18 protein-coding genes and 1 pseudogene are annotated in these 21,323 nt (G+C 68.8%); 14 read left to right on the top strand and 5 right to left on the bottom strand.

Features of this window, described 5'->3' with window-relative positions:
• Both NA10_RS07530 and NA10_RS07525 read left to right on the top strand, forming a co-directional pair.
• On the top strand, positions 1-999 hold the full coding sequence (locus tag NA10_RS07530) for a methylenetetrahydrofolate reductase (protein ID WP_084514399.1): 999 nt from the start codon (positions 1-3) through the stop codon (positions 997-999).
• Positions 1,000-1,088: 89 nt separating this feature from the next.
• Positions 1,089-1,988, top strand: coding sequence for a hypothetical protein (locus NA10_RS07525; RefSeq protein WP_067565048.1), 900 nt, complete (start codon positions 1,089-1,091; stop codon positions 1,986-1,988).
• Positions 1,989-2,081: 93 nt separating this feature from the next.
• Here the strand turns inward: NA10_RS07525 and NA10_RS07520 are convergent, their stop codons facing one another.
• The 5 genes from NA10_RS07520 to NA10_RS07500 form a co-directional block, all read right to left on the bottom strand.
• Positions 2,082-3,413 (bottom strand): glycosyltransferase family 2 protein, encoded by a 1,332-nt coding sequence (locus NA10_RS07520; RefSeq protein ID WP_067565046.1) that lies wholly within the window; start codon positions 3,411-3,413, stop codon positions 2,082-2,084.
• Complete coding sequence (locus tag NA10_RS07515; protein ID WP_067565044.1) at positions 3,410-4,099, bottom strand: LppM family (lipo)protein; 690 nt, start codon at positions 4,097-4,099, stop codon at positions 3,410-3,412. The genes NA10_RS07520 and NA10_RS07515 overlap by 4 nt, the downstream gene beginning before the upstream one ends.
• Before the next feature lie 87 nt (positions 4,100-4,186).
• Positions 4,187-5,077, bottom strand: a complete 891-nt coding sequence (locus NA10_RS07510) for a carotenoid biosynthesis protein (RefSeq protein WP_157556211.1) — start codon at positions 5,075-5,077, stop codon at positions 4,187-4,189.
• Positions 5,078-5,415: 338 nt separating this feature from the next.
• A complete protein-coding gene (locus NA10_RS07505; RefSeq protein WP_067565042.1) occupies positions 5,416-6,984 on the bottom strand; it encodes a phytoene desaturase family protein in 1,569 nt (522 codons plus the stop codon).
• Positions 6,981-7,592 carry a GNAT family N-acetyltransferase gene (locus tag NA10_RS07500; protein WP_067565040.1) on the bottom strand — a complete coding sequence of 204 codons (612 nt, stop codon included), beginning with the start codon at positions 7,590-7,592 and terminating at the stop codon, positions 6,981-6,983. Before NA10_RS07500 ends, NA10_RS07505 begins: the two co-directional genes overlap by 4 nt.
• A 217-nt stretch (positions 7,593-7,809) precedes the next feature.
• Between NA10_RS07500 and NA10_RS07495 the strand changes: the two genes are divergently transcribed.
• The 12 genes and pseudogenes from NA10_RS07495 to NA10_RS39445 form a co-directional block, all read left to right on the top strand.
• Positions 7,810-8,250 (top strand): SAV_6107 family HEPN domain-containing protein, encoded by a 441-nt coding sequence (locus tag NA10_RS07495; protein ID WP_067565038.1) that lies wholly within the window; start codon positions 7,810-7,812, stop codon positions 8,248-8,250.
• 125 nt (positions 8,251-8,375) lie between these two features.
• Positions 8,376-8,801 (top strand): SCO2097 family morphological protein, encoded by a 426-nt coding sequence (locus NA10_RS07490; RefSeq protein ID WP_067565036.1) that lies wholly within the window; start codon positions 8,376-8,378, stop codon positions 8,799-8,801.
• A 437-nt stretch (positions 8,802-9,238) separates the two neighbouring features.
• A complete protein-coding gene (gene mraZ / locus NA10_RS07485; protein ID WP_067565033.1) occupies positions 9,239-9,670 on the top strand; it encodes a division/cell wall cluster transcriptional repressor MraZ in 432 nt (143 codons plus the stop codon).
• Positions 9,671-9,842: 172 nt separating this feature from the next.
• On the top strand, positions 9,843-10,844 hold the full coding sequence (rsmH, locus tag NA10_RS07480; protein WP_067565031.1) for a 16S rRNA (cytosine(1402)-N(4))-methyltransferase RsmH: 1,002 nt from the start codon (positions 9,843-9,845) through the stop codon (positions 10,842-10,844).
• 91 nt (positions 10,845-10,935) lie between these two features.
• Positions 10,936-11,598 (top strand): cell division protein FtsL, encoded by a 663-nt coding sequence (gene ftsL, locus NA10_RS07475; protein ID WP_067565029.1) that lies wholly within the window; start codon positions 10,936-10,938, stop codon positions 11,596-11,598.
• Positions 11,595-13,529 carry a peptidoglycan D,D-transpeptidase FtsI family protein gene (locus NA10_RS07470; protein WP_373862344.1) on the top strand — a complete coding sequence of 645 codons (1,935 nt, stop codon included), beginning with the start codon at positions 11,595-11,597 and terminating at the stop codon, positions 13,527-13,529. Before ftsL ends, NA10_RS07470 begins: the two co-directional genes overlap by 4 nt.
• Before the next feature lie 153 nt (positions 13,530-13,682).
• On the top strand, positions 13,683-15,317 hold the full coding sequence (locus NA10_RS07465) for a UDP-N-acetylmuramoyl-L-alanyl-D-glutamate--2,6-diaminopimelate ligase (RefSeq protein WP_067565027.1): 1,635 nt from the start codon (positions 13,683-13,685) through the stop codon (positions 15,315-15,317).
• Positions 15,314-16,810 carry a UDP-N-acetylmuramoyl-tripeptide--D-alanyl-D-alanine ligase gene (locus NA10_RS07460; protein WP_067565025.1) on the top strand — a complete coding sequence of 499 codons (1,497 nt, stop codon included), beginning with the start codon at positions 15,314-15,316 and terminating at the stop codon, positions 16,808-16,810. Before NA10_RS07465 ends, NA10_RS07460 begins: the two co-directional genes overlap by 4 nt.
• Positions 16,807-17,883, top strand: coding sequence for a phospho-N-acetylmuramoyl-pentapeptide-transferase (mraY, locus tag NA10_RS07455; RefSeq protein ID WP_067565023.1), 1,077 nt, complete (start codon positions 16,807-16,809; stop codon positions 17,881-17,883). Before NA10_RS07460 ends, mraY begins: the two co-directional genes overlap by 4 nt.
• A 50-nt stretch (positions 17,884-17,933) precedes the next feature.
• Entirely contained in the window at positions 17,934-19,376 is a 1,443-nt protein-coding gene (gene murD / locus NA10_RS07450; protein WP_067565021.1) for a UDP-N-acetylmuramoyl-L-alanine--D-glutamate ligase, read from the top strand.
• Positions 19,373-20,887 (top strand): putative lipid II flippase FtsW, encoded by a 1,515-nt coding sequence (gene ftsW, locus NA10_RS07445; RefSeq protein ID WP_067565019.1) that lies wholly within the window; start codon positions 19,373-19,375, stop codon positions 20,885-20,887. The genes murD and ftsW overlap by 4 nt, the downstream gene beginning before the upstream one ends.
• Positions 20,884-21,036: pseudogene (locus NA10_RS39445) on the top strand (glycosyltransferase); the annotation flags it as partial. The gene ftsW and the pseudogene NA10_RS39445, both read left to right, overlap by 4 nt.
• Positions 21,037-21,323: the final 287 nt, after the last annotated feature.

Below are 21,323 nucleotides of genomic sequence, written 5' to 3'. Positions count from 1 at the left end.
GTGAGTTTCGACAATGTACGGGGATATTCGACCCCTGGCCGAGTTTCCCGCACACCGCAAGGGTCCGGAACTCGCTCGGTCATCCAACAGCTCGGGCCGCGCCCGGACGGGTCGGTGCCTTTCTCCGTCGAGTTCAATCCGCCGCGCGATGCGGCCGGTGAGGCGCGGCTGTGGCGGGCGGCGCGCGAGTTCGAACGGCTGCATCCGGCGTTCGTCTCCATGACCTACGGTGCGGGCGGTTCGACCCGCGATCGCACCATTCGGGTCACCGGTCAGCTGGCGCGCGAGACCACGCTGTTGACGGTCGCGCATCTGACCGCGGTGGATCACAGTGTCGCCGAACTGCGTTCGATCGTCGGCGCGTACGCGGATTCGGGTATCCGGAATCTGCTGGTGCTGCGCGGTGATCCGCCGGGTGATCCGCTGGGGGACTGGGTCAAACATCCCGAGGGTGTCGAGTACGCCGAGGAATTGGTGCGCATGGTGCGCGATCTCGGCGATTTCCACGTGGGGGTGGCGTCCTTCCCGCAGGGGCATCCGCGCTCCACCGACCTGGATCAGGACACCGGGCATCTGATCGCGAAACTCCGTGCGGGCGCGGAGTATTCGATCACCCAGATGTTCTTCGACCCGGAGCACTACCTGCGGCTGCGGGACCGCGTGGCCGCACTGGATCCGGCCGAGGGCGATAAACCGATCATTCCCGAGCTCATGCCCATCACCTCGCTGCGCACGGTGGAGCGCGCCGTCGAACTCTCGGGCCGCGAACTCCCCGTCAAGGTGCTCGAGCGCCTGCGCAAAGCCGCGGGCGACGGTCCCGAGGAGAACCGCGCCGCCGTGCGCGCGGCCGGAATCGAGATCGCCACCGAGATGGCGCAGACCCTCATCGACGAGGGCGCGCCCTGCCTGCACTTCATCACCCTGAACTTCGCCAAAGCCACCGGCGAAGTGCTGGCGAACCTCGGCTACACCGTCTCACCCGCCGTCGCGTCCGCCTGATCGCTCGCCCGGCATGCCGGGTGAAATATCGGAATTGCGCTGGTCATCCGAGTAATGTGCGACCTCGACCGCGATGTTGAGGAGCTGCCATGCCCGTCCTGCCGCATCTAGTCCGACTCGCAAGCGCGCTCACGGCCTGCGCCCTGCTCGCCGGTCCGGCAACCGCCGAGCCACCCGCGGACCCCGCCCCTTCCGGCGGGACGAGTGGGCTCGACGCGTCAGCCAAGGGCGCGGGAGGGACCGCCCCGAACGCGTTCGGCGCGACGGCGAACGGCCCCGGTGCGACAGCCCCGAACGGCGCGGCAGCGGAGGGCATCAGCGGCGCGCTGGCGCGCGGTGCGGCCGCCGCCATGGCGCACGGGCTCAGCCCGGCGGATACCGCCACGGCCGTGAGTGCCATAGCGCGCGCCACCCAGACCGCCGCACCGTCCGACTGGTTCGCCGCCTACGGCCAGACCCTGGATGGGCTGGAGCAATTGGGCGTGCAGCCCTTCCTCTACCCGACCGCGGCCCCCTTCTGCCTCGGCGGCACCACCCTGGGCATGGCCCCCGCCATCGCGGGCGCGATGCCCGGTCCCTGGCCCAAGTACGCGGTATCCGTTCCGGGCCTTGACCTTTCGGCCGTGAAATCCGGCCAGACCATGTTCGCCTTCGTCCCCTACGGCATCGGTCCCGACGGTCCGGACACCTCCGGCATGCAGGTGGTCTGGCTCAATCTCACCTCCGGCAAGAGCGGTTTCGCCCCCATGGGCTCGATCGCCCACGTCCTGAACGGCATGATCCCGCCCCAGGTCCCCACCGAACTCCGCCCGGTGGTCGAACAGGCCGTCCGCGACTTCTTTCTCAGCGCCCTCCCGGTCGGCGGCGTCCGCGCGGTCCCGGTGGACACCGGCTCCGGCACGGTCCTGGCCACCATGTTCGGCGTGGTCGACAACGCGGGCCACCCCTGCTTCTTCCTCCCGACCATCGGCATCACCCCGGTCCCATGACGACGGTCGCCCGACCCGGTCTTACGTCGAGCGAACCCCCTGGCAAGGCCGAGGGGCACCGACTAGCGCCGAGGGTCACGACTATCGCCGGGTTCACCGAGTGTCGCTGAGCCTCCGGCCCTTCCAGGTGATCGCGTGGCTCCGGGCCGCCCGGTGCGACCGCACCGACAGCCCCAGGTAAACCGCCACCGACGCTGGATGACACAGGGCCGCAAGGACATCCGCCCCGGTCAAGCCATCCCGTTCGTCATCTTGGGGGGAGCGCGTCCCTCCGTCGCCCCTCAGCGAGCGGGCCTGCTCGTCATCCCGGCGTGCTTTCCGCCGGGACCCACACCCGTAGTTCTCCAGCGCGTTTCGGTGAATCCCGTCGCCGTTCTCCGTCGACCGCGCCGACAATCGCCCGGCCACTGCGGCGGCGTAGCCGAGCAGTCCCATCGTACGAAGGCGGCCGCGACAGACCACCGCCGCCAGTGGCGGCAGCAGGTAGGCGAGTGTGGTCATGGCACAGACGGCCGCGCTGCCCGCGATACCGCCGTAGGCGGTCCACAGCCATTTGCGGTAGCCCTCGTCGAGTTCGGTTGCGCTGCGGTACATCCGGGTCGAGGCGAGCCGTCCGCCCGCGACGAGCGTGGTCCTGCGACCGGCGCGGCGCAGCTCCCGGGCGATGGCCAGATCCTCGGTGATTCGATTCGCGACCGAGGCGTGGCCGCCGATCGCGCGGTAGGCGGCGGCATCGAAGACCATGAATTGCCCGCACGCCACCGCCATGGACGGCCGGAGGGTCGAATTGCCCAGCGCCACCGGGAGTGTGGAGGCCCAGGACCAGCACAGCAGTGGCTGTACCAGGCGTTCTACCGGCGATTCGGCGCGCTGGGCGGGCCACGGGCACACCAAAGCGGCTCGTGCGCGCCGTAATTCGTGGACCCCGGCGGCCAACGCCCCCGAGGTCAGTCGCACGTCGGCATCGAGAAAGATCAGTGCCCCGGTGCTCGCCCCGGCGGCTTCCGCGAGCCGCGCACACGCCGCGTTCTTTCCGGTCCACCCGGGCGGCGGGGCAATGTCATTGCGCAGCACGGTGAATCGGCGGTCGTCTCCGATCGCGGCGAGGGCCGCGCGATAGGTGTCGTCGCCGGAGTCGTCGTCCAGAATCAGCACCCGCAGCCGTGGAACCCCTTGCTGCGCGCGCAGATCCGAGATGAGCTCCGGCAGTCGATCTGCCTCGTCGCGGGCGGGGACGCAGACGGTGACCACTTCGGTCACCGCCGCACCCTGATCTCGCAGCTGCCGCATGGTGATGCCGTTGGCCAATGCGGTGGTGGCCCCGGCCGCCGCGATCACGGCCCCGGCCCGGACCGCGAACGCTCCCGCCCGGACCGCGAATCTCCCGGTGGCCGAGGCGAATTCCCGGTGGGGCCGCTGCCTCACACTCGCGTTTCGCGGTCGCGCTTGATCCAGCGGGCGGCGCGCACGTACTTCGGCGGATCGGGATTCCGGGTCATATACGCCAGCACCGCGACCACGACCGCGACCGCCAGGGTGATGCCGCCGACGATTCCGGCCCAGCCGGCGAAGGAACGCGTATTCGGGTCCGAGTAACCGACTTCGGCGCGCAGCGTGCTGACATCGCCCGCGGGCAGTTTCCACGTCACCACCGAATCACCCTCGCGGGTGCCGTTGGTGGTGGCCACGCGCGCCGGGAACGCCACGGTGAACTGCACATCCGAACCGTGCGGCGGCAGACTCTTCAAATCGACCCGCCCGGTGAGCGTGACCAGATCGCCGACGCGATTGAACTGCAGCGTGAACATGCCCTGCGTCTGATCCGAGAGCGAGCCGAGCTGCTGCACCTCACCGAAGGTGAGATCGTCGAAGTAGACCTGGCTGCCGACGTACCCGTCCTGGGTGTACGAGTCGACGCGGACCTTGCCCGACAGCGCGTCGGGCGCTTTCAGCTGCGGCCCTTTGTCCTTGTCGTTCTGCGGGACCGCGGCGGCGACAATGCGCCCCGAGACGCGGTCGTTGGAGGAGACGCCCATGGAGACCTGCACGCGCAGGCAGCCGGTCAGCATGACGGCCAATGCCGCGAACAGCAGGGCAGCCGTGATCCGCATCCATCGCCGGGGTCGCCGGGGGGCCGGCTCCGGCGTCGTGGATTCGAGCGTGTCGTCGGCTGTGGAGGTGATCGGACTCGGCACGGGTCACATCGTGCCATGGCCCAGGGGGCGCAGTGTGATTCGACGGGCCATGAGCCCCCGAACCAGCGGAATCCCGAGCACTCCGAGCCCGAGGAAACCGTAGATCGCCGAGACCGGCAACCCCAGGAACACCGCGTGCGCCAGCGCCGACCCCAACCAGGTCCACAGGAATACGGCCACCGGCACCACCCGTGCCCGCCGCGTGTCGGGTGCGGTCCGATCCCACGACTCCAGCAGTCCGGCCATCACCAGCGCCACCGCCGGCCACCCCAGATAATTCGTGTAGGGAATCTGCCCGAGCCCCGGCAATCCCGCCGCACCGGCTGTCCACCGCCACTGCCCATCGGCCACCATCTGCGGATCCAGGAACAGATCCCACCCCACGGCCCCCAGCGCGGTGAGCGAAATCCGCAGCCCCGCAGGCGAACTCAACAATTCGGCCGCGCTCGCGCGCACACCGGACAGCTGCGGTCCGCCCGTGCGCGATCTCGGCGGCGCGGCCGTACTCTTGCGCGAAGCCAGCAACCCGGCCACCACCCACACCGGATAGATCCCCCCGGTCCAGGCCAGCGGTACCACCAGCGGAACCCCCGCCAACTCGGGCCCCAACCGCCCACTGGCGTACTCATAGGCTCCGAACGGCACCCCGGTCGCGGTCCCCAGCACCTCGGCCAGCAACCCGGCCCCCGAAACGATCACCAATAACCCGGTAGCCCACCGCAGCCCGCGCGTCACCCCCGCATGCACCAGCGCCGTCGCAGCCGACAGCCCCACCACCGCCACGGTCACCCGATCCCGCCCCACGCCGTGCGTAAGCGGGTAGGCGATCTGCGCCAGCACCAGCAAGATCGCGGGTACGGCGGCGATGGCGACCACGCGATCCACCGGCCGCATCGCGAACGCTCCCATTCGGCTCACGGCCACCGAGAGGCGCTGCGCGGGCGCGGCTTTCCGCTGGGAGAACTGCTCGCCCGCGGGATCGGCTCGGCGGTCGCAGGCTGTCCCGGACCGCGCGGTCGCCCCGTTATGTACAGCCTGGTTGACCGGTGCCTGGGCGCTGCCGCGGCCAACGGCATTTCGCCGCGTGCGAACCGAATCCGGCGGCACCCGAAGCAGACTCGCTTCGACGTTTCTCACCTGGTCATCCTGTGTGGCGGCCGCCTTGTCGCGCGCCGTGGACGGCCCCGTTCCGGTCGGATCCGCGCCGCCGCTCGTCGGCGCGGGGTCGCCGCTCATCGGCGGGCGAGCCGGAGCCGGGAGGGCCGCACATCGCGGTGCACGATTCGCGCGACGCTACGACCGCTCGCTCCCGAGACTCCGCCGCCGGGATGCGTGGACGCGCCGGTGAGGTACAGCCCCGGCGCGCCGGGGACGCGGTGGTGCGAGAGTTCGGGGAGCGGACGCCACAGGAACATCTGGTCGAGGGACATTTCGACGTGCATGACATTGCCGCCGAGCAGGCCCATCTCGCGTTCCAGATCGACGGGGGTCTGGACGAAGCGGTCGCGCACGGTGGCCGCGAATCCCGGTGCGTGCGCGTCCACTTCGGCGATGATGCGGTCGCCCTCACGTTCGGCGTGCTCGCCCCAGGAGCTGCCGTCGGCGAGTGCGTAGGGATGCCATTGCGCCCACAGCGACAGCTGATGCTCACCCGGCGGCGCGATCGACGGGTCCAGGGCACTGAAACTCATGGCGAGCACGACCGGTCGCGGCGGCAGGTCGCCCGCCAGCGCGGCGCCGTGCGCGCGGCGCAGTTGGCGGCGATCGGTCGCGAGCAGTTGCAGCCCGTGTGCGGATTCACCACTCTTCGCGCCCGGATACTCCGGCAGCGCGGTGGTGGCCGCGCGCACCACCATCCCGATTCCGGGCCCGACCCGAATCCGCCGCCGCCAGTCGGCCAGGGCCGCCGCATCGAATCCGCCCCGCTCCAGCAGATTCAGCGTGGTGAGAATATGCGAGCCCGCGATCACGCTGTCCGCGTACAGGTTTCGCCCGTTCGCGGTCTCCACCCGCCAGCCCTTCCCGGCCCGCGTCAGCGCTATCGCCGCGTCCCCGGGGCTGATCACCCCGCCCTCGGCTCGCAGGCGCGCGACCAGCGCCGCACTCAATGCCCCGCTACCGCCGACGGCCCGTCCCGGCGGCAGCGTATGCATGAGCGCCGCGAACCCGACCATGGGCGCGGATCCGGGCTCGGACATCGGCGGCCCCGACTGCGCACCCCACCAGGCCAGCGCCGCCTTCAGCCGCTCATCGTCGAAATAGCTGTCCAGCAGCGCGTCTCCGCTCTGCAGGAACTCCCGCGAGAGCGCACTGCCACCCCCCTTGGCGTCAAGTCCCCAGAACGACTTCAGTAGTCGCCCGGGCGTCGGCGCGCCGGAGAAGGACCGCATGACCCGAGCCGTTCGCGGCCCCCACACCCGCACGAACCGCCGATACGCCGCGGCATCGCGCGCCCCGCACGCCCGCGCGATGGAGGCGCACGTCGCCTCGACATCCCGATGGAAGACGATCGGCGCGAGCGCGGTCCCGGGCGGTGCGGGCGCGAAACCCCAAGGATCGCAATCGATATACCGCAGCCCGAACCTATCCAATTCGAGTTCTTCGATGATCCCGGTGTGCCGGATCATGACGTGCGCCGAGGAGCCCCGGTCCACCCGATGCCCCGGAAACCGCTCCACGGTCGATACCGCCCCGCCCAGCACGGTATCGCGCTCGAGCACCTCGACCGCGTGCCCGTCCCGCGCCAGATAACAGGCCGCGACCAGCGCATTGTGGCCCGACCCGATGATCACCACGCTCACAGTGGCAGCCGCCGCCCGAGCACCGCGAACTTGCGGGTGTCGCCGGAGAAGATGAAATGCCGGACCACATCGCCGAATTCCTGGCGGCGGTAGAGCTTCCAGGCGCGGTTGGCCTCGGCGTCGACCTCGGGGGTGGAGAGCAGCACCATGCGCTCGGGCCGGTTCTGCAGCAGTCGCGTGAGCAATATCTCGCCGATGCCGCGACCCTGCGCCGCCGGATGCACATGCAGCTCGGTGAGTTCGAAATAGTCCGAGAGCAGTTCGCGCGCAGCGTGTTCCGGCCAGCCGGTGCGGCGCATCCCGCTGTACACCTGCTGATGCCACCACTGGTGCGGCGCCCCGTGGTACCCGTACGCGATGGCCACGATGGGCGCGGTGCGCAGGTCCAGGCGGCCGTCGTCATCGGGTAGCACCGCGGCGACCGATTGCCAGCCCGGCCTGGTGGTGTGCTCGGTCCACATGGGCGCGCGCTGGTGTTCGGTCCCGCGCGGATAGTCCATGGCCGCAACGTAAACCGAGAGGGCGTCGTGCAGCCGGACGCGCATGGTCGCCGCCGACAGATCGACGACGACGGGTGCGGGCGTGGTGTTCGGGGTGACGGCGGTCATCGGGCAGGCGCAGCTCTCGTTGGCGCGGACGGTTGGTCCGACGATAGCGCCGTTCCCGTCGCGCGTTGCCGCGTGGTCGAGCACCGGAACTTGTCGGTGGGTGTCTTTAGAGTCAGACTCAATTGAAACCTTCGAATACCTGTTCGATCTTTCTGGAGGCCGTTCTCACCCCGAGGGGGTCCCGGCGAATCGGGGTATACGAGTGGGGAGGTACCCGATGTCCGGTGCACATGCACGTCCGGCCCATCCCGGGCGCGCGGGCGAATTACTACGACGCGCCGACGGCCTGCTGATCCAGGCCGCGGGGGAGCAGGATCCGGCCGAGCGTTTCCGCACGGCCTACCTGGCGGCGCTGCGCGGGGCGGGCGCGGTGCTGGCTCTCACCGGTGCGGACCGCGCGCCCCGGGCGCGTTCCCGCAATGCCTGGGTCATGATGCAGGCCGCCGCACCGGAATTCGTGATGTGGGCGGATTATTTCAGCGCCCAGTCCGAAACCCGGGCCGCGCTGGAGGCCGGATTGCCCCGTCCGATCGATGATCGGCGTGCCGACGAGTTCTCTTCGCGGGTAGGCGCATTCCTTCATGACGTCGAAGATCTGCTGGCAGCGGCATCACGATTGCGTCCCAGTACGGGCTGGGTTGCCGGAATGCTGGCATGACTATCGGCGAGTAGGTGGTAGGTACCTGATCGAACTCGTATTATTAGTGGCAGACAGCCGCCAACGTCGGCCGTTTGTCGCTTACCCGGAGGCGACCGCCACCACCTAGTGCCGGGGGAGGTACCGTGCCACTCTCCGAGCACGAGCAGCGCATGCTCGAACAAATCGAGAGCGCGCTCTATGCTGAGGACCCCAAGTTCGCCTCGACGGTTCGGGGTGGACGGTTACGTTCCGCCACCGGCCGGCGCAGACTTCAGTCGGCGGCTCTGTTCGTCCTTGGTCTGTTCCTGCTCGTGGCAGGCATCGCCGCGCCCGTGAAGCTGGGCGACTTCCCGATCATCAGTCTGATCGGATTCATCGTCATGTTCGGCGCGGGAGTGCTGTTGCTGACCGGTGGCCCTGGGATGAAGTCCCAGGGTGGCCGCGGCGGTGACGGTCATCCCTCGTCGGGTAACGGTCCTGGCGGCGGCCAGGGTCGGCCGAAGAAGTCGGGCGGGTTCTCATCTCGTATGGAAGACCGGTTCCGCCGCCGGTTCGAACAGGACAACTGAGCGGTCCGCTCCGTATATAAGGAGCGGCTGCCCGGCTAACTGAAACAAGCGCGACACGCCGTGGCGCCACACCGATTTGAGGTGTGGTGCCACGGCGTTTCTTGTGTGTTTACGGCGGCGTGTCGAGGTGTGCCGGGCATTCCCCACCCCTCCCCACGGTGTTCCCCCACACCCGCCCACACTCGCCGGAAATGCGCGCTATCTGCGTGTTTGCTGATTGTTGTCGGGTCCTGCCCGGCGCGGACCGTGCGTGTCGGGGGAACTGCGGCGAAAGTTCCCCACCCCGGTGATAGCTGGTGTGACCTGCAAAGTTCGCCAAGCGGGGACTGAGATCACCGCCGCTTTCGATTGAAAGTGGGGGAAAGTGGGGTAATGTGGAGCGCGCACTACAGGAGGCCGAACAGTCGAGAGGGTGATCCGGTAGGAGGTGTCGGGACTTGTTCCTCGGTACCTATACCCCTCGACTGGACGATAAAGGGCGACTCACGTTGCCTGCGAAGTTCCGGGACGAGCTGGCGGGAGGGTTGATGGTCACGAAGGGTCAGGACCACAGCCTTGCCGTGTATCCGAAGGACGAGTTCACCGCGCTAGCGCGGCGGGCCGCGGCCGCGTCTCGAAGCAATCCGCAGGCCCGGGCGTTCGTCCGAAACCTGGCTGCCTCCTCCGATGAACAGCGTCCGGACGCACAGGGACGCATCATGTTGTCGGCTGAGCACCGCCGCTACGCGAACCTCTCGAAGGATTGCGTGGTGATCGGCTCGGTCGACTTCCTCGAAATTTGGGACAAAACGGCGTGGGAAAGCTACCTCGCCGAGCATGAGGAGGATTACTCGCAGGCCAGAGACGAGTCGCTGGGCGGAATCTTCTAGCCCACAGCGAGGCGAGTGCCCTGCGGCCTCTGCCCGACGCGGACCCTGACGTACTTCCCCAACGCCAGGTGCCGCGCTTCGGTCAGAGACCCTGGGGCATTGGCCACCGACACTGAGTCATTCAGTGAAGTCCGAATCGCAAGCGACCTGTCATGGGGCCGTGCGACGAAATGTGAGGTCCGGGAGGTCGAAGGTGCACCCAGGCAGTGACGGCCCCCGCCATGTGCCGGTTCTCCTCGATCGCGCGGACGAAATCCTCGGTCCCGCTTTGGGTCTCGACGGCGCCGTCTATGTGGACTGCACGCTCGGTCTCGGCGGGCACGCCGAGCACTTCTTGCGTACCTACCCCAATATCCGCCTGGTCGGGCTCGATCGCGATACCGAGGCGTTGAAATTGGCGGGGGAGCGACTACGCCCCTACGAGGATCGAATCACCCTGGTGCACACCAGGTATGACGGTATCGCCGACGCCCTCGAAGAGGCCGGGCTGCCGCGTACCGGGTCGGTGCGCGCGATTCTGATGGATCTGGGCGTCTCCTCCATGCAGTTGGACGAGGCCGATCGCGGCTTCGCCTACTCCATCGACGCCCCCCTGGATATGCGGATGGACTCCAGCACCGGCCCGACCGCGGCCGATGTGCTCAATACCTACAGTCACGGTGATCTGGCCCGGGTGTTGAAGGTCTACGGCGAGGAACGCTTCGCGGGCAAGATCGCCTCGGAAGTGTTGCGGCGCAGGCAGAAAACCCCGTTCACCACCAGTGCGCAACTGGTGGAGGTGCTGTACGCCACCATTCCGGCGGCGGCGCGGCGCACCGGCGGGCATCCGGCCAAGCGCACCTTCCAGGCGCTGCGGGTCGAGGTGAACCGGGAACTGGAATCCCTCGAGGCCGCGGTGCCGGCGGCGCTGGATGCGCTCGCGCCCGGTGGCCGGATCGTATTCATGAGCTACCAGTCCCTCGAGGATCGAGTGGTGAAGCAGGAACTGGCCAAGCGGTCGGCCTCGCGCACCCCGCTCGACCTGCCGGTCGAATTGCCCGGTATGGGACCGGAATTCAAGATTCTGACCCGGGGCGCGGAGAAGGCCACCGAGCAGGAGATCGAAGACAATCCGCGTGCCGCCCCGGTGCGCATGCGGGCGGCGGAGCGGATCGCAGGGGAGGTTGCGCAATGAGTGGTCGGGCGCGGAATCGGCGAGTAGGCCCTGTCAAGACGTATCGGACTCGGAGGTGGCACGCTCGCCCGGCGTGGAACGGGGCCGCCCTATGACCATCAAGACACCGGCGAAGCGGGCGGCCCGGCGCGTCGAAGACGCCGAACGGGTGAAATCTGGTGCGGCACAACGCGCCTACGCGCGGCGGCGCAGTCGTGAGCGCACCGAACTGCCGCCGGTGCTGCGGCGCATGGGCGGTGACGCCCCGCGCGGCCGCATGTCGTTCGTGGCCACCATTATCGCGCTGCTGGGCTGCGGTCTGGCGCTGACGCTGCTGCTCACCACCCGCGCCACCGAGGACAGCTACCACCTCGGCGACGCCCGGCGGTTGAACGAACAGCTCACCGATCAGCGCGCGGCGCTACAGCGTGATGTCGAAGCGGCCGATGCACCACCCAATCTGGCCCAGCGCGCAGCGGAATTGGGCATGATCCCGGCCAAGGATCCGGCCCGCCTGGTACTGGGTCCGGACGGTCAGGTCATCGTGATCGGTGAACCCAAGGCCGCACAGGGTTCGCCCGCGCTGCCGTTGAACACCACCCCGCCGCCCCCGGCCGCGAAGCCCTCGCGACCGGCTCCGGCGCAGGGTGAGCGGGTGGTGCCGGTGACCACGACGCCGAATCCGCCGACCACCGCGCCGAATCCGGTTACCGCGCCGGCTCCGGCGCCGCAGTCCCCGGCGCTGCAGGCCGCGCCGAATGGAACGCCTCGATGAGTTCATCCCGCGCGATGCGCGGTGGCCGTGATTCCGGCCGGGGACGGGCGACCGCCGCGCGCGGCCGATCCGGCTCCGGCCGTGCGGGTTCCGGACCCGGGCGCACCGCCAGACCGCGCACCGCACCGGGGCTGGACGGCCCGACCCGCTTCCGGTTCGGGGTGGGCCGGGTGCTCATGCTGGTCGCCCTGGTGGTGACCGCGGGCCAGCTGCTGTGGATTCAAAGCTTCTCCGCGCCCATGCTTTCCGCGCAGGCGGCGAGTCAGCGCACCGTGAAGCTGCCCGATGCCGCCAAGCGCGGATCGATCACCGATCGCTACGGCAATCCGCTGGCCTTCACCATCGCGGCGAAAGCGCTCACCTTCCAACCGGTCAAGGTGCGCAAGCAGCTCGCCGACGCGCACGAGAAGAATCCCTCCGCGCCCGCGGTCGACGACCGATTGCAGGCCATTGCCAAGTACATTCACGAAAAGCTGGGCACCGCCGCGCCGGAGAAGGATCTGCTGGACAAGCTGCGCGGCGATGACGCCTTCGCCTATCTGGCGCACAATGTGGATTCGCAGATCGCGGCCGATATCAGCCTGCAGTTCCCGGAGGTCGGGGCCGATCGCCAGGATATGCGTGAGCACCCCGGTGGTTCGCTGGCCGCCAATGTGATCGGTGCGACGGGCTGGGACGGGCACGGGCAGATCGGCCTGGAGTCGGCGATGGATTCGATCCTGTCCGGCTCGGACGGCTCCATGACCTATGACCGCGGTTCGGACGGTGCGGTGATCCCGGGCAGCTGGCGTGATCGGGTGCCCGCGGTGAACGGGTACGGCGTCGAGCTGACCCTGGATCAGGATCTGCAGTACTACGTGCAGCAGCAGGTGCAGCAGGCCAAGGACATCTCCGGTGCGCAGGCCGCCTCGGCGGTGGTGCTGGACGCGCATACCGGGCAGGTGCTGGCTATGGCGAACGACAACACCTTCAATCCGCGATTGGATCCGCAGTATTGGTCGCAGACCGATCTGGGCAATCCGTCGGTGCAGGAGGTGTACGAGCCCGGTTCGGTGAACAAGATCGTCACCGCGGCCGCCGCCATCGAGTACGGCCTCACCAATCCCGATGAGGTGCACGAGGTTCCGGGCGCCATCAGCCTGGGCGGGGTGACCGTGCACGATGCCTGGGAGCACGGCGTCGCGCCGTACACCACCACCGGCATCTTCGGTAAGTCCTCCAATGTGGGCACGCTCATGCTGGCCCAGCGCGTGGGCGAGGACCGCTATTTCGACATGCTCAAGAAGTTCGGCCTTGGTCAGCGCACCGGTGTCGGCCTGCCCGGTGAGAGCGCGGGCGTGCTGCCCCCGCGCGATCAGTGGTCCGGCTCCACCTTCGCCAATCTCCCTATCGGCCAGGGCCTTTCGATGACCACCCTGCAGATGACGGCCATGTACCAGGCCATCGCCAATGACGGCGTGCGGATTCCGCCGCGCATCGTGAAAGCCAAGATCGCCCCGGACGGCACCCGCACCGAGGAGACCCAGCCGGATCCGATCAAGGTGGTGAGCCCGCAGACCGCGCAGACGCTGCGGCAGATGTTCCAGGCGATCGTGCAGAAGGATCCGCGCGGCATCCAGTCCGGGACGGGCACACCGGCCGCCATCGAGGGCTATCAGGTGGCGGGCAAGACCGGTACCGCACAGCAGATCGATCAGAAGTGCCGCTGCTATTCGACCGACCGCTACTGGATCACCTTCGCGGGTATGGCTCCGGCCGACAATCCGCGCTATGTGATCGGCATGATGCTCGACGCACCCGTGCGCAGCTCCGACGGCAGCGGTGGCGGTTCGGCCGCGCCGCTGTTCCACAGCATCGCCTCCTGGGCGTTGCAGCGCGATCGGGTGCCGCCGTCGCCACCGGCCAAACCGCTGATTCTGCAGGCGAGTTAGAGCAGGTAGGCGATGGACGTGAGATGCACCGCTACGGGTTCGTACCCGGGCGGGTGACCGAACTGCGCCGTGCCGATAGCCCGGTGACACAACACAGGTAACCTGACACGTCGATCCGAGTCCGCGTACCGGATTCGGATCCATGACCTTCGAATGAACACCGTCCCGGAGAGGAGCTTCGTGCCCGCGCAAGACAGTCCGCAGGTACTTCGGCCCGCCGCACCGCCGGTGACCGCCCTGCGCACGGTCGCAGAGCTCACGAACGCCCGCCCGATGGGTGCCGCCGATATTCCGGCGGATGTGCTGATCACCGGTATCGAGCAGCGGTCGCACGCGGTCCGGCCGGGTGATCTGTTCACCGGTTTGGCCGGCGGGCAGTCGCACGGCGCGCGATTCGCGCACGATGCGGTGGCGCGCGGCGCGGTCGCGGTCCTCACCGATCCCGCGGGCGCGGAACTGATCGGCGAGATCGCGGTGCCGGTGCTGGTGCACGACGCGCCGCGCTCGGTGCTCGGCGAATTGTCCTCGGCCCTTTACGGTGATCCGTCTCGCACCCTGCGGATCATCGGCATCACCGGCACCTCGGGCAAGACCACCACCTCGTATCTGGTGGAGGCGGGGCTGGCGGCGGCCGGTTTCCGGACCGCGTTGATCGGCACCATCGAGACCCGCATCGGCGGACAGCATGTGCCCTCGGCGCTGACCACCCCCGAGGCTCCGCAATTGCACGCCATGTTCGCGGTCATGGTGGAGCAGGGTGTGCAGGCGGTGGTCATGGAGGTCTCCAGTCACGCGCTCGCGCTGGGCCGGGTCGACGGGGTCGCCTTCGCGGTCGGCGCGTTCACCAATCTGTCCCAGGATCACCTGGACTTCCACCGTGACTTCGAGGACTACTTCGCGGCCAAGCGCCGCCTGTTCGTCCCGGGCGATTCGGCCGTGGTGCCCGCCGCGACGGCGGTGCTGTGCATCGATGACCAATGGGGTACCCGACTGGCCGGTGACGTGAGCGCGGCCGCATCGGCCGATGGTCGTCCCGAACTGGTGACCGTCACGACAACCCCTGGGGTACAAGCGGATTGGGTGGCCGGTCCGGCCGTTCCCGGCGCGGCGAGCCAGCGGTTCGAGGCGTCCGGTCCGGGTGTGAAACTCGATGTGCGCCTGCGTCTTCCGGGCGCGTACAACGTCGCCAACGGTGTGCTCGCGCTCGCGGTGTGCGCGGCGGCCGGAGCCGATACCGCCACCGCCGCAATGGCATTGGGCGAAGTGGATGTGCCCGGACGCATGCAGCGGGTGGAGCGCGGACAGGATTTCCTGGCCGTGGTCGACTACGCGCACAAGCCCGCGGCCATCGAATCGGTGGTGGCCACGCTGCGCGCGCTGCTCGCCGAACAGGGACACGGACGCTTGGCCGTGGTGGTCGGTGCGGGCGGTGATCGCGATGCCGGCAAGCGCCCCCTCATGGGCGCGGCCGGGGCGCGCGGCGCGGATCTGCTCATCATCACCGACGACAATCCACGCACCGAAGAGCCCGCGGCCATCCGCGCCGCGGTCCGCGCGGGAGCCGAGCAGGTTCCGCCGGCGGAACGCGGACAGGTCCGGGAGGTCGGGGACCGGGCGCAGGCCATCGCCGCGGCCGTCGACTGGGCGCAACCCGGCGATGTGCTGCTGGTCGCGGGCAAGGGACATGAAACAGGGCAGGAGATTTCGGGAGTGAAGTATCCGTTCGACGACCGCGAGGTGCTCGCGGCGGCCTTGTCGCGAAAGACGAGGGATCTGACGCATTCATGATCGAGATGACATTGCGGGAGATCGCGGAGATCGTCGGCGGCACGCTGCACGATGTCCCCGACCCCGACACGACGGTCACCGGAGCGGCCGAATTCGATTCGCGCCGAATCACCCCCGGCGACCTGTTCCTGGCGCTGCCCGGCGAGCACGCCGACGGTCACGACTTCGCGGCCAAGGCGGTGGCCGCCGGTGCGGTGGCGGTGCTGGCGGCCCGCCCGATCGGCGTTCCGGCGATTGTGGTCGCACCGCAACCGCATGCCAGCCGCGCCATCGCGCTGGCCTATGACACCGACGGCTCCGGCGCGGCCGTGCTCGAGGCGCTGGGCAAATTGGCCCGCGCCAGTATCGACCGGCTCGCCGCGGCGGGCACGCTCACCGTGGTCGGGGTGACCGGCTCGTCCGGCAAGACCTCCACCAAGGATCTGCTCGCCGCCGTGCTGGCCCCGCTCGGCGAGGTCGTCGCACCGCCCGGCTCGTTCAACAATGAGCTCGGCCATCCGTGGACGGCGCTGCGCGCCGACGTGAACACCCGCTACCTCGTGCTGGAGCTCTCCGCGCGCGGACCCGGACATATCAAGGCGCTCACCGAGATCGCGCCGCCCAGCGTCGGCGTGGTGCTCAATGTCGGCACCGCGCACCTGGGCGAATTCGGCAGTCGCGAAGCCATCGCGCAGACCAAAGGCGAACTGGTCGAAGCCCTTCCGGCCGACGGCCTGGCCGTGCTGAACCTCGACGACCGGCTGGTCGCCGCCATGGCGCGGCGGACCCGGGCCCGCGTGGTGACCGTCGGTCTGAACTCGAACGCCGATATCCGCGCCACCGATGTGCACATGGACGAACAGGCGCGGGCGCGATTCACGCTGCACCACAACGGCGAATCCCACCGGATCCAGCTCGCCGTGCACGGTGAGCATCAGGTCGGCAATGCGCTGTCCGCCGCCGCGGTGGCCCTGCACCGGGGCGCGGATCTCGCGACCGTGGCGCAGGCCCTGCGCGGCGCGAGCGCGGCCTCGGCGCGGCGCATGGATGTGCGCACCCGGCCCGACGGCGTCACCATCATCAACGACTCCTACAACGCCAACCCGGATTCGGTGCGCGCGGCGCTCAAAGCCCTTGTCACCATGTCCCGTTCGGCCGGTGCGGATGGTCAGGGCCGCGAGGTCGGCCGCCGCCGCAGCTGGGCCGTACTCGGCGAAATGGGCGAACTGGGCGATGATTCGGTCATCGAACACGATCGCATCGGGCGGCTCGCCGTGCGGTTGGACGTGGATCGGCTCATAGTGATCGGCACCGGGCGGCCATCGCACGGCATGCATCAGGGGGCGGTGATGGAGGGTTCCTGGGGTGAAGAGTCGATATTGGTGCCCGACGCGCAGGCCGCGATCGAGATTCTCGACGCCGAGCTCGAACCGGGTGATGTGGTGCTGGTGAAAGCCTCGAAGTCGGTGGGGCTCTGGACCGTTGCCGAGCACCTGCTGGAGGCCGCGCGATGACCCAGATCCTGCTGTCGGCGGCCATCGCGCTCGCCGTCTCCATTCTGCTCACCCCCGCGGTCATCAGCTGGTTCGCCAAACAGGGCTTCGGCCAGGAGATCCGGGTCGACGGCCCGGAGAGCCACAAGGCCAAGCGCGGCACCCCCACCATGGGCGGCGTCGCCATCATCATCGGCATGTGGGCCGGATACCTCGGCTCACACCTGATTTCGATGAGCTACGGCGAACCGGGGCCCTCGGCGTCCGGTCTGCTGGTCATGGGATTGGCGACCGCGCTGGGCGGGGTCGGCTTCCTGGACGATCTGATCAAACTGCGCAAGCAGCGCAATCTCGGGCTCACCGCGGCGGGCAAGTACATCGGACAGCTGGCCTCGGCGGTCGTATTCGGTGTGCTGGCACTGCAATTCAAGGGCGCGAACGGGTTGACGCCCGCGAGCCGGCATCTGTCGTACACGCGTGACATCACCACCGTGTCCATGAGCGTGGTCATCTTCCTGCTCTTCGTGAGCCTGATCGTGGTGGCCTGGTCCAACGCGGTCAACCTCACCGACGGTCTGGACGGTCTCGCGGCCGGTTCCATCTCGCTGGTGCTGGGCGCGTACATGATCATCACGTTCTGGCAGTGGCGCAATGCCTGCTCCACGCATCCGGAGGCGGGCTGCTACAACGTGCGCGATCCGCTGGACCTGGCGCTGGTCTGCGCCGCCGGCGGTGCGGCGTGCATCGGCTTCCTGTGGTGGAATGCCGCGCCCGCCAAGATCTTCATGGGCGATACCGGTTCGCTGGCGCTGGGCGGTCTGCTCGCGGGCCTGTCCATCACCACGCGCACCGAACTGCTGATGATCGTGATCGGCGCGCTCTTCGTGGCCGAGGCGGCCTCGGTGATCTTGCAGGTCGCGGTGTTCCGCACCACGCGGAACCGATTGTTCAAGATGGCGCCGTTCCATCACCACTTCGAATTGAGTGGCTGGGCTGAAACTACGGTGATCATCAGGTTCTGGTTGCTCGCCGGTATGGCGTCGGCGATCGGTCTGGGCCTGTTCTACAGCGATTACCTCTCCGCGGTCGGGTGAACTAACTGATGGTCGAACATTCTCCTAGGGCCCTGCGTTCTCCGGGCCCCATGCTCGAATTCCTGCGCGGTCGTGACGTTCTCGTCGCCGGTTGGGGGGTGTCCGGGCGCTCACTGGTGGAGCCGCTGCAGGACATCGGCGCCCGCCCGGTGGTCACCGACGGCGGCGGTAAGGCGCTGGCCGAAGCCGCCGAACTCGGTCTGCAGACCGCCACCGCCGCCGATCTGCTGGAACCCGATGCGCTGCAACGGTTCGCGCTGGTCATCACCAGCCCGGGCTGGCGGCCCGACTCCCCGATACTGGTCTCGGCGGTCACCGAGGGCATTCCGGTCTGGGGCGATGTCGAATTCGCCTGGTGGGTCGATCAGGCGCGCATCTACGGTCCGGTGCGCAAATGGCTGGTGATCACCGGCACCAACGGCAAGACCACCACCACGCAGATGACGCATTCGATCCTGCGCGCCGCCGGGATTCCCAGTGTGGCGTGCGGCAATATCGGACTGCCGATCCTGGACGCGCTGCGCCGCAATCCCGGACCGCAGGTGCTGGCCGTGGAGCTGTCCTCATTCCAATTGCATTGGGCCCCTTCGGTTCGTCCCGAGGCCGGGGTGGTGCTGAACGTGGCCGAGGATCACCTGGACTGGCACGGCGGGCTCGACGCCTACGCCGCGGCCAAGGCGCGGGCGCTCACCGGCCGGGTCGGCGTGGTCGGCCTGGACGATCAGGTGGCGGCGGCGCTGGCGCGAAAGTCCAAGGCGCGCCGCACCGTCGGCTTCCGCATCGGCGTTCCCGCCGACGGTGAACTCGGGGTGGTGGACGGCAAATTGCTGGACCGCGCCTTCACCAAGGCCGCGATCCTGGCCGAGGTGGGCGATATCAGTCCGCAGGGTCCGGCCGGGGTGGCCGACGCGCTCGCCGCCGCCGCGCTCACCCGATCCATCGATGTGGCACCGCAGTTCGTGAAGGAGGGACTGCAGGAGCACAAGGTCGGACCGCACCGCGCCGCCCACGTGCGCGAACTCTGCGGCGTCGACTTCGTGGACGATTCCAAGGCCACCAATCCGCATGCCGCGCGCTCGTCGATTCTGGCGCATCACTCGGTCATCTGGGTGGCCGGTGGACAGCTCAAGGGCGCCGGGGTCGAAGACCTGGTGGAGGAGGTGCGCGAACACCTCGTCGCGGCCGTCCTCTTCGGCGCCGACGCCGCGGTGATCGCCGCCGCTCTGGCGCGACACGCCCCGGATGTCCCGGTCGTGGAGCTCAATTCGGGGGACGATGCAGGGATGGGTGACCCCTTCACCGAAATCGACCCCGAAGCGGTGATGGCGCGTGCGGTCCGAGTGGCCGCCGGATATGCCACCCGCGGCGACACCGTGCTGCTGGCCCCGGCCGCGGCATCGCTGGACATGTTCGCCGACTACACCCATCGCGGGCGAAGTTTCGTGACCGCGGTGCAGGCCCTGGACGAGAAGGACATCGGGAGACCGGAATGACCACGCCGCGCCGCGCCGGAACCACCACTTCCGCGCGGCGGGCCGGCACCGGCTGGTTCGCGGCCTGGCTGGCGCGGCCGCTGGCCTCGTTCCACCTGGTGGTCGCCATCGCGGTACTGCTCACCGTGCTCGGCTTGGTGATGGTGCTCTCGGCGTCCAGCGTCGAGTCGTATGCCGTTGGTAAATCGGCGTATTCGCTCTTCATCCAGCAGGGGATGTTCGCGCTCTTCGGCACGATCCTGTTCTACATCGCGCTGCGGATTCCCATGCGGTTGATGCGGCAGCTGTCGTTCCCGGTGTTCGCGCTGTCGGTGGTGCTGCTGGTGCTGGTGCTGATTCCGGGCATCGGCACCGAGGTGCAGGGTTCGCGGCGCTGGTTCGACCTCGGCGTGGTCGCGGTGCAGCCGTCCGAGATCGCCAAGGTGACCCTGGTGGTGTGGGGCGCGCATCTGCTGGCCTCGCGGCAGACCGAGAAGGCCGGGTACAAGGACATTCTCATGCCGCTGGTGCCCGCGGGCCTGCTGGTGTGTTTCCTGGTCGTGCTCGAACCCAATCTGTCCACCACCATCGCGCTGGGCATCGTGCTCTCGGCGCTGCTGTGGTTCGGCGGGCTGCCGCTGCGCATGTTCGTGACCATCGCGGTCTCCGGTGCGGTGGCGGCGGGCATTCTGGCGCTCTCGGCCGGATACCGTTCGGACCGCATGCGCGCGTTCTTCAGCCCGGGCGACGATCCGCAGGGCATCGGCTATCAGGCCCGGCAGGCGCTGTATTCCCTTGCCGACGGCGGGATCTGGGGTCGCGGGCTGGGGCAGTCGCGGGCCAAGTGGAGCTATCTGCCCAACGCGCACAACGACTTCATCTTCGCCATTATCGGCGAGGAGCTCGGATTCCTCGGATGTGCGCTGGTGCTGGGGCTTTTCGCGCTCTTCGTCTACACCGGACTGCGCATCGCCACCCGCTCGGTGGATCCGTTCATCCGGCTGCTGACCGCCGCGGCCACCACCTGGATCACCGGACAGGCGCTGATCAATGTCGGCTACGTCGTCGGGCTGCTCCCGGTGACCGGCCTTCAGCTGCCACTGGTTTCGGCCGGTGGCTCCTCACTCGCCATCACCCTGTTCATGTTCGGCATCATCGCCAATGCCGCGCGGCACGAACCCGAGGCGGTGGCGGCACTACAGGCGGGCGAGGACGGGCGCTTCAGCCGCCTGCTGCGCCTGCCGGTGCCCGAAATGTATTCTCCCGCACGGGCGCAGGCCGCCCGCGCCCGCAACAAGGCCAAACCCAAACCCAAGGCCAAACCCAAATCCGGGATGAAGGCCGCACCGCAGCGGCGCGCGCTGCCGCCGAGCGGTCGCGGCCGGGGCGGGTACGACGCGCCGTCGCGCCGGTCGATAGATTCCGATACCGCCAGGCGCACCAGCCGCTCCACCGAATCGTGGCGCAGCACCCGGGCCTGGGAGCCCAGCTATCCGACGAAGCACGATAGGGACAGGGGACATTCGAGGTGACGGTGGAGCGGCCGCTCTCGGTGATCGTGGCGGGCGGTGGCACCGCGGGGCATATCGAACCCGTCCCGGCGGTGGCCGACGCGCTACGCCGCCGCGACCCGGCCATCCGGATCACCGCCCTGGGCGCCCAGCGCGGGCCGGAGACCACGCACGGCAATAGCGAGCGGGAACTCAACGCGTGGCCGGTGGCCGCCGCGGGCGGTGGCAGAATCGTGGCGGACGCGGAGCTGACTCCGAAATACGTGATCGACGAGGTGATACCCCTGCTCAGGGATTCCGATCGGCTGGCAGTCATGGGTCGCGCGGCGGCGGATGCCGGTCATTGCGACGCCGCGGACGAGGTAGCGCGAGTTGGGCTGGAGGTGGCAGGTCGTGACTGAAGCAGCTGAAACCGAACAGGAATTCGAGGCCGTGAACGTGCCGTTGGAGCAGCAGA

The sequence above is a fragment of the Nocardia acidivorans NBRC 108247 genome (assembly GCF_001625085.1).
Classification (GTDB): domain Bacteria; phylum Actinomycetota; class Actinomycetes; order Mycobacteriales; family Mycobacteriaceae; genus Nocardia; species Nocardia acidivorans.
The sequence above is the reverse complement of the archived record's forward strand: the minus strand, read 5'-3'. Positions and strand labels throughout refer to the sequence as shown.